We start from the raw sequence: 12,419 nt of genomic DNA on the forward strand, positions 1-12,419 counted from the left end.
CTATGCGATATTTATTCATAGCCTTAACGTTTATTGCTTTACAAACGCTGGCCCAGAAACCCGCTCGCCCCAACATTATCTTTATTCTGGCTGATGACCTTGGCTATGGTGATGTAGGCCTCAACGGACAAAACCTGATTAAGACCCCAAACATTGACCGATTAGCGGCCGAGGGCATGCAGTTCCCCCAGTTTTATGCGGGTACGTCTGTCTGTGCCCCCTCGCGGTCGGCCTTAATGACCGGGCAGCACACGGGGCATACCTACATCCGGGGGAATAAGGAAGTGAAACCCGAAGGGCAGCAACCCATTGCCGATTCTGTTACAACCGTAGCCGAACTCCTGCAACGAGCAGGCTACACGACAGCCGCTTTTGGCAAGTGGGGACTTGGGCCCGTAGGTTCAGAAGGAGACCCCAACAAGCAGGGCTTCGACCGGTTCTATGGGTACAATTGTCAGGCATTGGCGCATCGGTATTACCCGGATCATCTTTGGGATAACAACCAGAAAGTTGTACTGACCGGCAACGAAAACCTTCGTCAGGCAAAAGAATACGCCCCTGATCTGATTCAGAAACAAGCGCTGGCCTTTCTCGATTCCCGCAAAACCAGCCAGCCGTTTTTCCTATTTCTCCCCTACATTTTGCCCCATGCTGAACTGCTCGTTCCCGATGACAGTCTCTTCCGTCATTACAAAGGAAAATTTGCGGAAAAACCCTATGCTGGTGCCGACTATGGTCCTGACGCGAAAACAGGCGGCTACGCTTCCCAGGCCTATCCACGGGCAACCTTCGCAGCTATGGTAGCCCGGCTCGATCTATACGTTGGGCAGGTCATCGCGAAGCTGAAAGCAAAAGGGTTGGATAAAAATACGCTCGTGATTTTTACCAGCGATAATGGACCACACATTGAAGGAGGAGCCGATCCGACCTTCTTCAACAGCAGTGGTGGGTTCCGAGGAGTCAAGCGCGATTTGTATGAAGGTGGCATTCGTGAACCATTCGTTGCCCGCTGGCCCGGCGTTATCAAGCCGGGTAGCCGAAACGATTTCATCGGCGCTTTTTGGGATCTGCTCCCCACATTTACCGAACTGGCCGGTGCACAAACGCCAGCCCGCATTGATGGCATTTCGTTTGTGCCATCGCTCCTGGGTAAAGGGAGTCAGAAAAAACATGACTACCTCTATTGGGAATTTCATGAAAACGGTGGCAGACAGGCTATTCGTCAGGGAGATTGGAAAGCCGTTCGGCTGCAGGTGACTCAAAACCCTACTGGTCCCGTTGAGCTATATGATCTGTCGAAAGATCCTGCCGAAAGCCACGACGTAGCGGCTAAGAATCCTGAAAAAGCCGAACAACTTGGTCGGCTCATGAACAAAGCCCACGTCGAATCGCCTTTGTTTCCACTTGTTAGGGATAAACAGTAAAGGCTTTTTTGCTTCAGCCCTGTAAGGGCGACCTGTCAATAGAAAAAAGAAAGCCGCCCCCTTTCAAAGCGCCGTAGGTGCGGCCTAAATCAAGGTAGAATAGGTCGCACCTACGGCGCTTCGGACAGAATTCAACGCCCTTTTTCTATTGACAGATCACCCCTAACGGGGCGAAAAAGATGTATGTATACGCTAGGTGAGGACACAGACCGAGGATATGGAGCGCCTTCAACCTATCGAAAACCGTTTTATCGGTTTAACCTTTCGCTTTATCCCTCAATTTGGATAGTCGTAGACCAAGCCAGAATACGCGAAAAACTCTTTCCTGCACCCACGCCCAATCATGGCTATTAAGCATTAGTTTAGGCAAAAAGCTGATTTACCAGCGAAAAACTCAATGAGCTAACGGAGCTAGAATTAATCCTCGATTACAGATCAATTTAATAAAGTCGCCAGGTAGCAATATTATCTTTAATCGCCTAGACCTATCTTTGCCCAATTTATAGTTATACTGTTCTTATGGCCCAATCCCTCAGTGTCCGCCATTTGGTGGGTATAAAAGACCTGACCGAGTCTGATATTCAACTCATTCTGGAAACGGCCAGTCAGTTTAAGGAAGTCATTAATCGGCCCATCAAGAAAGTCCCCTCGTTACGCGATGTGACGATTGCCAACGTTTTTTTTGAGAATTCGACCCGTACTCGCCTGTCTTTTGAGTTAGCCGAGAAACGATTATCGGCTGATGTTGTCAATTTTTCGGCCTCGGGTAGCTCGGTCAAAAAAGGCGAAACCCTGCTGGATACGGTCAACAACATTCTGGCCATGAAGGTCGATATGGTGGTGATGCGGCACAGTAGCCCCGGTGCTCCTCATTACCTGACGAAACACATCAAAGCCAACGTTGTCAACGCAGGCGATGGCACCCACGAACACCCGACACAGGCCTTACTAGACTCGTTCTCCATCCGCGAAAAACTCGGTGACGTAGCAGGCAAGCGTATTGCCATCATCGGCGACATTACGCACTCGCGGGTCGCGCTGTCCAATATTTTCTGTCTGCAAAAACAGGGCGCTGAGGTCATGGTTTGCGGCCCTAAAACGCTCATTCCTAAATACATTGAAGCGCTTGGCGTGAAGGTTGGGCATGATGTGCGGGCGGCTCTGGCCTGGTGCGATGTAGCCAACGTGCTCCGCATTCAGTTGGAGCGGCAGCAAATCAAGTACTTCCCCTCGCTGAGGGAGTATTCTCTTTACTTCGGCATCTCGAAACAGATGCTCGATGAACTGGATCGACCTATTGTGCTCATGCACCCTGGCCCCATTAATCGGGGAGTTGAGTTGACGTCTGATGCTGCCGATTCGTCGCACTCCATCATTCTGGACCAAGTCGAAAATGGCGTGGCCGTCCGTATGGCTGTGTTGTATTTGCTGGCGCAGTTGTAGGAGTCAGTTGATTGCTTTTTATCCGTAACTTTATTCTATCTTCGACTTATGGCGATGAAAGTAAAAGAGATCATCAGGCTCTTAGAAGAAGACGGGTGGTATTTTAAGCGACAAAGTGGAAGTCATCGCGTTTACCGTCACCCGACGAAATTAGGCATTGCTGTCGTTCCTGATCATGGTTTAAACAAAGAACTTAAACCAGGCACAGAGCAATCTATTTTGAAACAGGCCGGTTTAAAATAAAAGATAATCCTTTTTATGATGCAATATGTCGTAATTATCGAAGAGACGGAAGAAGGTGGTTACTCTGCTTATGTACCAGATCTACCTGTCTGCTTTACGGTAGGTGATACGCTTGATGAGGTAAAGACAAACATTAAATCAGCGATAGAACTGTATCTTGAAGAAATCCGTGAAATGGGAATGGTATTGCCATTGCCCAAGACCATATCGACTCTAGTGGCCATTCAAGCAGCTTGAAACAGCAGAAAATTCTCAGCGTCTATCATTCTGGACCAAGTCGAAAACGGCGTGGCCGTCCGTATGGCTGTGTTGTATTTGCTGGCGCAGTTGTAAAGGCAAATCAGGTAATCTAATTGAATTCTAATCTTTTTTCGCTTTTTTTAACAACTCCACCTTCGAATCGTACTAAATCAGACTGAATCGTACTAAACTAAACGCCTGATCCATCAGTTGTTATAAATAGGATTTTAATGCCTTTTTAATTTCAACATTCTCGATCATCATGGCGGTTAGTACACACCTGCAGCCACCTCCGTCGCCTTTGCAGCGGCTGATACGGTTACTGGGAACCGAACGAAAAGATATTGTCTATATTCTGTTGTTCGCTATTATTACGGGTATCATTGGCCTTACCCTACCTCTCGGTATTCAGGCTGTTTTTAATCTGGTTTCAAGCGGCATGCTCTTCAGTTCGGTCTATGTAATGATCGGGCTGGTTATTGTTGGGGTCCTGGTTGGCGGTCTGCTCACGATTGTCCAGTTTACACTCGTTGAAATCATTCAGCAACGGCTTTTTGCCAAGGCTGCTTTTGAGTTTACTTACCGGTTGCCCCGCATCCAGCCAGAAGCGATGGCCGATTACTATCCGCCCGAACTGATGAATCGGTTCTTCGATGTAGTAACACTCCAAAAAGGCATGACAAAGGTTCTGATCGATCTTCCAGCTGCCGCTGTACAGATTCTTTTCGGCATCGTTCTCCTCTCCTTTTACCACCCGGTCTTTTTAGGATTTGGCCTTATTGTGCTGCTGGTTATTTATGGTGTTATCCGCCTGTTCGGGCCAGAGGGAACACGCACGAGCATCAAAGAATCGAGCGATAAGTACAAAGTGGTCGACTGGCTCGAAAAGTATTCGATCGACCTGTCAGAAAAGCGCTCGACTGAAGGCACACAAAATCCAATCGGCCAGATTGATCGCCGACTAGCCAACTACATAAACCATCGGAACGACCACTTTACTGTCCTGAAACGCTTCTATTACAGCTCCGTTGCGTTTAGAACACTGGTTACCGGAGGATTGCTTATTCTGGGTACATCGCTGGTTGTCAGCCGCCAAATGTCGCTGGGTCAGTTCGTTGCGTCGGAGCTGGTCATTGTACTTATTACCGGGGCCGTTGACAAACTCGTATCCAGTGTCGACACGATATTTGATATGCTGGCGGGTGTAGAAAAGATTGCGGCTGTAACTGACTTGCCCTTAGAAACCGATACGACAACACATGCTTAATTTATCGAATCAACAGATTGATGAGCAGATGTTCGGCGAATATCCGCTCAAAACGTTACAGGAACTGCCACACCCCCGCAGTAGTCGTCGGCTTGGCCGATGGATGCTCTTTTTTCTGTTCCTGACTATAGTCATCCTGTTCCTTCCCTGGCGTCAGAATATCAGCGGGTTGGGAAGCGTAACCGCTTTGACTCCACAAGACAGACCACAAACGCTCCAGAACGCCATTGCGGGTCGAATTGAGCGCTGGTCGGTTCGGGAAGGCCAGTTTGTCAAAAGGGGCGATACGCTACTGGTCATTTCAGAAATCAAAGACGAATATTTCGACCCCAATCTCCCCGAACGACTCGGCGAACAATTGGCCGCCAAACAGGGCACCAGAGTGGCCACGGATGCCAAGATTCAAGCGCTCGACGGGCAGATGAAGGCATTGAGCACAGGCGTACGGGTAGATTTGGCCGAAGCCAGAAACCGGGTTCAGCAGGAACACCTGAAGGTACGTATAGACAGTGCCGATCTGGTAGCGATCCGACGCAATTACCAGATTGCCGTTGACCGACTGGAGCGGTATGAAAAGGGCTACCGGGATGGCTTGTTCTCACTCACCGACCTCGAATCCCGGCGGCTCACAATCCAGCAGGACTATGCAAAGGTCATTGTGCAGGAAAACAAACTGAACGTAACACGGCAGGCACTGGCCAACGCCCGGCTCGATTTAGAGTCTATTCAGGCAAAATATGAGCAAGACATCGCCAAAACGCTATCCGATCGAAGTTCAGCCTTGTCGAGTAAGGCCAGTGCGAACAATGAGATTGCCGTTATGCGTAACAAGATCAGTAATGTTAGTGTAAGGCGTGGTATGTATGTTGTGCGGGCTCCGCAGAATGGCTATATCGTACGATCGCTGAAAGCGGGCATCGGCGAAACCATTAAAGAGGGCGAGGCTATAGCAACCCTGCAACCCGCCAATCCAACGATTGCTGTGGAGTTGTACGTGCGTGCGATGGACGTGCCGCTGATTCAACGTGGACGCCGGGTACGCATCCAGTTCGATGGCTGGCCCGCCATTCAGTTCTCAGGCTGGCCTGCGGTGGCGGTCGGTACGTTTGGAGGGAAAGTGGCGGTTATTGACGCTGTGAGTAGCACAAATGGCCAATACCGGCTGTTGGTTACGCCAGATGCGCTACCTGGTGACCAGCCCTGGCCTGAACTGTTACGCGTTGGGTCTGGCGTGGTTGGGTGGGTAATGCTCGACGATGTGCCCATCTGGTACGAACTATGGCGTCAACTCAATGGATTTCCACCAAGCCTAAAAGAAGAACCCGCGAAGCCAGAAAAAATATGAAGCTATTCGTTTTTCTGCTCTGGCTCAGCAGCATGGCACTTTGGGTAGAATCGGCTTTAGGGCAATCGGTTCCGGTACCCTCAGATGTTTTGTCGCGCACAGCCATTGCTACATCAGAAACCTCAACCGGTAATGTACCATCGTCGCTGTCTGCACTGGCAGGCCTGCCGTTAGCCGATACGGGGATCGTGTTCACTGCCGAGGAGTTTTACCAGGCAGTGTTGCAGCACAATCCGATTGTTAAACAGGCGGCTTTACTAAATCAGGAAGCGCAGGCGCAGGTCCAGCAGGCCCGTGGTGCGTTTGACCCCAAGCTGTTCTCGGCCTATAATCGTAAAAACTTTGGCAACACGCTTTATTACGACAAATGGCAGTCAGGGCTGGCCGTACCGATCTTGCCCGGTGGCCTTGATGTAAAAATGACGTACGACCGGAATACGGGAAAGTACCTGAACCCCGAAAACAACGTGCCACCCACGGGGCTGATTGCTCTGGGGGTTAGTGTACCCATTACGCAGGGACTGCTCATCGATGCACGCCGAAACACGTTGCGCCAGGCTCAACTGGCCGTTAATCTGGCCGAGGCCGATCGGATTTCATTAATCAATAAAACCCTGCTCGATGCGGCCAAAGCGTATTGGGACTGGTATCTCGCGTATCAGCAGTTTCGCTGGATTGAGCGCGGGTATCAGTTGGCTCAAACGCGTTTTGTGGCCGTTCGGCAACGGGCGCTCATTGGCGACGCAGCTCCCATTGATACCACCGAAGCCCTGATTACGGTTCAGGATCGGCTGGTTCAATTTCAACAGGCGGCTGTCGATCTGCAAAATGCCCGACTCAGTCTAACAACGTTTTTGTGGAGTAGCCAAGAAGGCGCAGTTCCCCAACCTGTCGATTTGCCAGGTACAGTTATTCCGCAGGCCGCTCCCCCCGACCAGACCAGTCAGGTACAGCTTCAGGATTTACTCAACCGAGCTGCCGAACGGCACCCAGACCTGGTTAAATTGGTCAATAAGCAGCAACAATTAACCATTGAAGAGCGCTACCGCCGGGCGCTGTTGATGCCCAAAATAAGCGTTGAGGCTAGCTTATTGAGCCGAGGTCCACTCTCAGAAGCAACTACTGATGGATCGGGTTCGTACGGCTTTCAATCGGGTAACCACAAGATTGGCGTCGATCTGGCCTTTCCTTTATTTCTCCGCGCCGAACGAGGAAAACTTCGTCAGGTGCAGTTAAAAAACCAGCAAACGGGACTGGAACGGCAACAGACAGGCCGCGACATTGTTAACGACGTACAACGGGCCTGGAACGAACTGGTTGCCCTTGAAAAACAGATTACTACCCAGCAGCAAACCGCCACCAATCAGCAGATTTTGGTCCAGGCCGAAGTAAGCAAGTTTCAATTGGGCGAGAGTTCGTTGTTTCTGGTCAATAGTCGGGAAACTAAACTCATTGACTTACGGATAAAGCTGGAGGAGCTACGCACCAAGCACCAGAAAGCCCTTGCTAATTTATGGTACGCTGCCGGTTCCAACGTTGGTAGCCGGTGATTTTATAGTAAGGACAAGCTACATACAAAGCAGGATTGCTCTCAAAAGGCAGTCCTGCTTTGTTTTATCCCCATAAATTCGCTACTTCACAGCCTTTCATCTCTCCCAAACTAATTAATGAAAAACCTCTCCTCTTTCGCAGGGCGGCTAGTGGCTCTCGTCTTGTGCTTTTCTCACTATGCTCACGCCCAGGTACAGGAAGACGTTCTTAAAAAACTACAGGAAATTGCCATCATTGAGCAGAAAGTCATGATGCCCATGCGGGATGGCGTTCGGCTGGCAACGGATATTTACCGGCCCAAAACCGACAAACCCGTCCCGATTATTTTCTCTAAAACACCCTACAATTTCAACGCCTGGGGCGATGGAGAGCTTCGACAGAACTCGTACCTGGGCGCGCTTGACGCTGTAAAGCGGGGCTATGCCTATGTGGTTCAGAATGAGCGGGGCAAGTTCTTCTCCGAAGGCGACTGGGACATTCTAGGCCCACCAACCACCGACGGCTACGATGCCTTTTCGTGGATGGCCAAACAACCGTGGTCGAACGGGAAAATCGGGACGCTGGGCTGCTCTTCTACCGCCGAATGGCAAATGGCGGTAGCCGCCTTAGATCACCCGGCACACGCGGCTATGGTGCCTATGAGCTACGGCGCGGGTGTGGGACGCGTAGCTCCCTTTATGGAACAGGGCAACTGGTATCGGGGTGGGGCGCAACAAATGCTCTTTACCACCTGGTTGTATGGCACACAGGTCGACAATTTTGCCCGGCCGCTTTTCCCGAAAACCGCCAGCAGTGAAGACCTGACCCGCGTATCCCGATTCTATGATCTAGCGCCCGAAATGCCCAAAGTCGACTGGGCACAAGGATTGAAATATTTGCCAGTTCAGGACATTATCAAAAATGCGAATGGAGCCAAGGGAGTTTACGAGAAGATGATCGTTCGCAAACCAAACGACCCGGACTGGTACAAAGGTGGTCTATATCATGACAACATGCCCTTCGGTGTTCCGAGTTATTGGTTCGCGTCCTGGTATGATGTCTCGACCGGCCCGAATATAGCGTTGTTCAACCACGTCCGTAAAAACGCGGCAGACCCACAAATTCGCGACAATCAGTTTCTGGTTATTGCCCCCACACTGCACTGTGCCTACAAACGAGCCACGGCGAATACCATTGTTGGCGAGCGTAGTGTGGGGGATGCCCGACTGGATTACGATGCGCTCACCTACGGCTGGTTTGACTACTGGCTCAAAGGAGAAAACAACGATGTCCTGAAAAACACACCCCGTGTCAGATACTACACGATGGGTTCCAACAAATGGCAGACTTCCGATACCTGGCCACCCGCTACGTCCGAAATGACCACCTATTACCTGTCTAGCGGAGGACACGCGAATAGCCTGTACGGCGATGGCAAACTTACTCCAAAACCAGTCGGTAAAGACGAAAAGGCGGACTTGTTTGCCTATGACCCGGCTTACCCGGTGCCTTCCTATGGCGGCAATGTTTGTTGTACAGGAACAGCGATACAAGGCGGGGCTTTCGATCAACACCAGATGGAAACCCGGCAGGATGTGCTGGTTTATACAACCGAACCCTTTATCAATGGTGTCGAACTAACCGGCTCGATTGAAAGCACGCTTTATGTTTCTTCCGATGCCAAAGACACTGATTTCACGGTCAAACTGATTGACGTTTACCCTGATGGAAAAGCGTATAATCTGGATGAGACCATTCTGCGCGCCCGCTATCGGGATGGCTTTGAGAAAGAAATATGGATGGACAAAGGGAAAGTGTATAAACTGACCCTAAGCCCAATGTCGACCAGCAATTATTTCGCACCGGGCCACAGTATTCGGGTTGAAGTATCGAGCAGTAATTTTCCCCGTTTTGACCGAAATATGAATACAGGTGGCGATAATTATAGCGAAACAAAAGGCGTAGTAGCTCACAATCAGGTGTTTCATTCAGCGCAATATCCGTCGCAGATTCGATTGCCGATTGTGAAGAAATAGCAGGTTTATTCTGGTCCGTCCCGATTGATCTCGGAGACGCCCAAACAGGCGAACAAATCCGGGAAACGTGCTGTTCTTTTAGAACAATCAGAAACCGCTAGGCACTTTACGAATAAAGAACTAGCTAAAACGTATTCCTTAATTAGCTTAAAACTACCCCCAACCCCCTAAAGGGGGCTTTGCCTATCTCTAAGACTGACAAAAGCCCCCCTTTAGGGGGTTGGGGGTAGTTGGCAATTCGCTCAATCACTCATTAGCAATATGAAAGGCTTTCAATTTTCCGATTTCGTGCCGCCCGAACAGAAGGGAGGCAGTAACTTCGATAAACTGCTGAATATTTTCCAGCAGTTATTACTGCTGACGTCCGGCGATGTGGAACAAGCCATGTCCTGGATGAGTCAGCTTGACCGGCAATACGGCCTTACCGATGATAAATACGGCATTGGTAATTTCTTCGATGATCTGAAAGAGAAAGGCTATCTGACCGAAGATAATCAGGAAGGCAAAATCGTGATGACGCCCAAGAGCGAACAAACGATTCGGCGAAGTGCGCTGGAAGAAATTTTCGGTAAGCTCAAACGGTCGAAGTCGGGCGGGAGCCACAAAACACCCTATACCGGCACCGGCGATGAACTCAGCAGCGACCTTCGAACTTATCAGTTCGGTGATTCTCTGGAACAGATTTCAATGACCGAATCCATCAAAAACGCACAGATCAACAGCGGTGTGGAGGAATTCAGACTGATGGAGCGCGATCTTGAAGTGACCGAAAAAGAGCAGAAGACGCAAACCTCGACCGTGCTCATGATCGACATCAGCCACTCGATGATTCTGTACGGTGAAGACCGGATTACACCCGCCAAGAAAGTGGCGCTTGCCCTTGTTGAACTCATCAAACTGAAATACCCTAAAGACACGCTCGATATTGTTGTGTTTGGAAACGATGCCTGGCAGATTCAGGCCAAAGAGCTTCCGTATCTGGAAGTTGGTCCCTACCACACCAACACGGTTGCCGGGCTGGAACTGGCGATGGACTTACTGCGTCGGCGAAAGAATAAGAACAAGCAGATTTTCATGATCACAGACGGGAAACCGACCTGCTTGAAAGAAGGCATCAAATACTACAAGAACTCATTTGGGCTGGATCGGAAAGTAGTGAGTAAAACACTCACGCTGGCCGCCCAGGCTCGTCGGCTGGAGATTCCGATCACAACATTCATGATTGCTTCGGACCCTTATCTAAAGCAGTTTGTACAGGAGTTCACGAAGGTCAATAACGGCCGGGCTTACTACAGCGGGTTGCAGGGCCTGGGTAATATGATGTTCGAGGATTTTCAGCGGAACCGCCGGAAGAATATTAAGTAGGCTACATGCTGACAACCTTCGCCGATCAAGCCATTCCTTACTACAACACGCTCGCAGCACCAGCAAATTTGCCAGCCGATGTGGGCGTCATAAACCCCTACCAACAGCCAGAAGTCGAGCACATTGTAAGCGAGTTCTATACCCGATTTTTCAGCGATACCAATCCGCGCGTTTTTGTACTGGGTATTAATCCGGGACGATTTGGGGCGGGCGTAACGGGCATATCTTTTACGACGCCACAAAATCTGCGTCGCTACTGTGGCATTGAAAATGACCTGCGCGATACGCCGGAATTATCGAGTCGGTTTATTTATCAGGTTGTGGAAGCCTTTGGCGGAGCGGAGGCATTTTATGGACAGTTTTTCCTGACATCCCTCTTTCCATTAGCCCTGACGAAAGCGGGAAAGAACTACAATTTCTACGACGACCGCGGAACAACCGAAGCGCTCTGGCCTGCCATTACCGAAACCGTTCGAACGCAAATCAATTTTGGCTACAACAGAAAGGTGGCCGTGAGCCTGGGGCGTAAAAACGAAACCTATTTACGTCGACTCAACGACCAGCAGGGCTTTTTCGACCGCATTGTTACGCTCGACCACCCGCGTTACATTCTGCAGTATAAAACGAAGGATATGCCAATGTACCTGGAGCGCTATATTGCGACATTGCATGAATGCATTGACTAAATAGGTGCGTAGCTTTAAACGAAATTACATTTTGTATGACCCCGATGGGGGTCAAATGTTTATAGAAAGATACTATTTGCTATAGACATCTGACCCCATCGGGGTCATACCAGGCAATAAATAACCAACTTGGCCTTTACCTAATTGCTTTCTTATACCTTCGTTAGCTCCAGCGTAACGGTGTACGTTTCATCCTTACCATCGCCGTCGAAGTCCTCCAACTCTTTACCCGACAGTTTCAGGACATTGCCACTAATAACCGTATCGTAGACGGTTACGTCGGTTCCGCTGGTAAGGGTTAGCTTGTTGCCGTCTAACTTCCAGGTAGAATTATCTTCAACCGGATTCATATCTGTTGAGGCAGAGCATTTAGCCCCCGGCGTTCCGGTAACTTTTCCACCCGAATTAAATATAATTGTCGTACCCGTTAGACAGTCAACCAGATCGTTCCCAAGCCCATTCGGTAAGGATCTGAAATAGGCCAGCACATCATTGCTTTTCTGGCCAGTTCCCAGGAAATCGACCCCAGGATCAATTTTATAGCCTGATATTTTCCAGCTTCCCTCAACGGATGATGTGGTGGGTGTTACTGCATCGTCACTCCCTTTCTTACAACTACCGAACCACATTGGCATAGCGACGACTAACGCCCAGGCCATCAAACGGATTCCATTCAACTTTTTCATAATCGTACAATTTGTTAGAATTTGTATTCGCCCCGAAAGTATTATCTCGGTTTGCACGGCCTGAAATGTGTTGAGTAAACGGTAAGTCGCACTTCGTAAACGGTCGAAACGAAGAATTCAACCACAAAAAAACCGACTCGTCATAGAGTCGGTT

General features: G+C 49.7%; 11 protein-coding genes. 10 read left to right on the plus strand and 1 reads right to left on the minus strand.

Annotation, left to right across the window (positions count from 1 at the left end; all coding sequences use genetic code 11):
* The first annotated feature begins 2 nt into the window (after positions 1 to 2).
* From EXU85_RS28155 to EXU85_RS28200, 10 genes are all read left to right on the plus strand, one after another.
* Positions 3 to 1,424, plus strand: coding sequence for an arylsulfatase (locus EXU85_RS28155; RefSeq protein ID WP_142775282.1), 1,422 nt, complete (start codon positions 3 to 5; stop codon positions 1,422 to 1,424).
* A 519-nt stretch (positions 1,425 to 1,943) separates the two neighbouring features.
* Positions 1,944 to 2,867, plus strand: a complete 924-nt coding sequence (locus EXU85_RS28160; RefSeq protein ID WP_142775283.1) for an aspartate carbamoyltransferase catalytic subunit — start codon at positions 1,944 to 1,946, stop codon at positions 2,865 to 2,867.
* A gap of 48 nt (positions 2,868 to 2,915) precedes the next feature.
* The gene (locus EXU85_RS28165) at positions 2,916 to 3,110 is read left to right on the plus strand and encodes a type II toxin-antitoxin system HicA family toxin (RefSeq protein ID WP_246859274.1); all 195 of its coding nucleotides are present in this window, start codon (positions 2,916 to 2,918) and stop codon (positions 3,108 to 3,110) included.
* 15 nt (positions 3,111 to 3,125) lie between these two features.
* Positions 3,126 to 3,347 (plus strand): type II toxin-antitoxin system HicB family antitoxin, encoded by a 222-nt coding sequence (locus EXU85_RS28170; protein WP_210422414.1) that lies wholly within the window; start codon positions 3,126 to 3,128, stop codon positions 3,345 to 3,347.
* A gap of 265 nt (positions 3,348 to 3,612) precedes the next feature.
* Entirely contained in the window at positions 3,613 to 4,617 is a 1,005-nt protein-coding gene (locus tag EXU85_RS28175) for an ABC transporter transmembrane domain-containing protein (RefSeq protein ID WP_142775284.1), read from the plus strand.
* A complete protein-coding gene (locus EXU85_RS28180) occupies positions 4,610 to 5,962 on the plus strand; it encodes an HlyD family secretion protein (RefSeq protein WP_142775285.1) in 1,353 nt (450 codons plus the stop codon). The genes EXU85_RS28175 and EXU85_RS28180 overlap by 8 nt, the downstream gene beginning before the upstream one ends.
* On the plus strand, positions 5,959 to 7,512 hold the full coding sequence (locus tag EXU85_RS28185) for a TolC family protein (protein WP_246859275.1): 1,554 nt from the start codon (positions 5,959 to 5,961) through the stop codon (positions 7,510 to 7,512). Before EXU85_RS28180 ends, EXU85_RS28185 begins: the two co-directional genes overlap by 4 nt.
* Positions 7,513 to 7,629: 117 nt before the next feature.
* Positions 7,630 to 9,528: a CocE/NonD family hydrolase gene (locus EXU85_RS28190; protein ID WP_142775286.1), complete on the plus strand. Its 1,899-nt coding sequence runs from the start codon at positions 7,630 to 7,632 to the stop codon at positions 9,526 to 9,528.
* A gap of 261 nt (positions 9,529 to 9,789) precedes the next feature.
* The gene (locus tag EXU85_RS28195; protein ID WP_142775287.1) at positions 9,790 to 10,893 is read left to right on the plus strand and encodes a VWA domain-containing protein; all 1,104 of its coding nucleotides are present in this window, start codon (positions 9,790 to 9,792) and stop codon (positions 10,891 to 10,893) included.
* A gap of 8 nt (positions 10,894 to 10,901) precedes the next feature.
* On the plus strand, positions 10,902 to 11,579 hold the full coding sequence (locus EXU85_RS28200; RefSeq protein ID WP_142776864.1) for a uracil-DNA glycosylase family protein: 678 nt from the start codon (positions 10,902 to 10,904) through the stop codon (positions 11,577 to 11,579).
* A gap of 152 nt (positions 11,580 to 11,731) precedes the next feature.
* Here the strand turns inward: EXU85_RS28200 and EXU85_RS28205 are convergent, their stop codons facing one another.
* Positions 11,732 to 12,265, minus strand: a complete 534-nt coding sequence (locus EXU85_RS28205; protein WP_142775288.1) for a lipocalin family protein — start codon at positions 12,263 to 12,265, stop codon at positions 11,732 to 11,734.
* Positions 12,266 to 12,419: the final 154 nt, after the last annotated feature.

The organism is Spirosoma sp. KCTC 42546, assembly GCF_006965485.1.
Lineage (GTDB): Bacteria > Bacteroidota > Bacteroidia > Cytophagales > Spirosomataceae > Spirosoma.

Excerpts from the sequence above, each read along its gene's own strand:
- EXU85_RS28185 (WP_246859275.1), top strand. The coding sequence starts at position 5,959 with ATGAAGCTATTCGTTTTTCTGCTCTGGCTCAGCAGCATGGCACTTTGG.
- EXU85_RS28175 (WP_142775284.1), top strand. The coding sequence starts at position 3,613 with ATGGCGGTTAGTACACACCTGCAGCCACCTCCGTCGCCTTTGCAGCGG.
- EXU85_RS28195 (WP_142775287.1), top strand. The coding sequence starts at position 9,790 with ATGAAAGGCTTTCAATTTTCCGATTTCGTGCCGCCCGAACAGAAGGGA.
- EXU85_RS28205 (WP_142775288.1), bottom strand. The coding sequence starts at position 12,265 with ATGAAAAAGTTGAATGGAATCCGTTTGATGGCCTGGGCGTTAGTCGTC.
- EXU85_RS28160 (WP_142775283.1), top strand. The coding sequence starts at position 1,944 with ATGGCCCAATCCCTCAGTGTCCGCCATTTGGTGGGTATAAAAGACCTG.
- EXU85_RS28165 (WP_246859274.1), top strand. The coding sequence starts at position 2,916 with ATGGCGATGAAAGTAAAAGAGATCATCAGGCTCTTAGAAGAAGACGGG.
- EXU85_RS28170 (WP_210422414.1), top strand. The coding sequence starts at position 3,126 with ATGATGCAATATGTCGTAATTATCGAAGAGACGGAAGAAGGTGGTTAC.
- EXU85_RS28190 (WP_142775286.1), top strand. The coding sequence starts at position 7,630 with ATGAAAAACCTCTCCTCTTTCGCAGGGCGGCTAGTGGCTCTCGTCTTG.
- EXU85_RS28155 (WP_142775282.1), top strand. The coding sequence starts at position 3 with ATGCGATATTTATTCATAGCCTTAACGTTTATTGCTTTACAAACGCTG.
- EXU85_RS28180 (WP_142775285.1), top strand. The coding sequence starts at position 4,610 with ATGCTTAATTTATCGAATCAACAGATTGATGAGCAGATGTTCGGCGAA.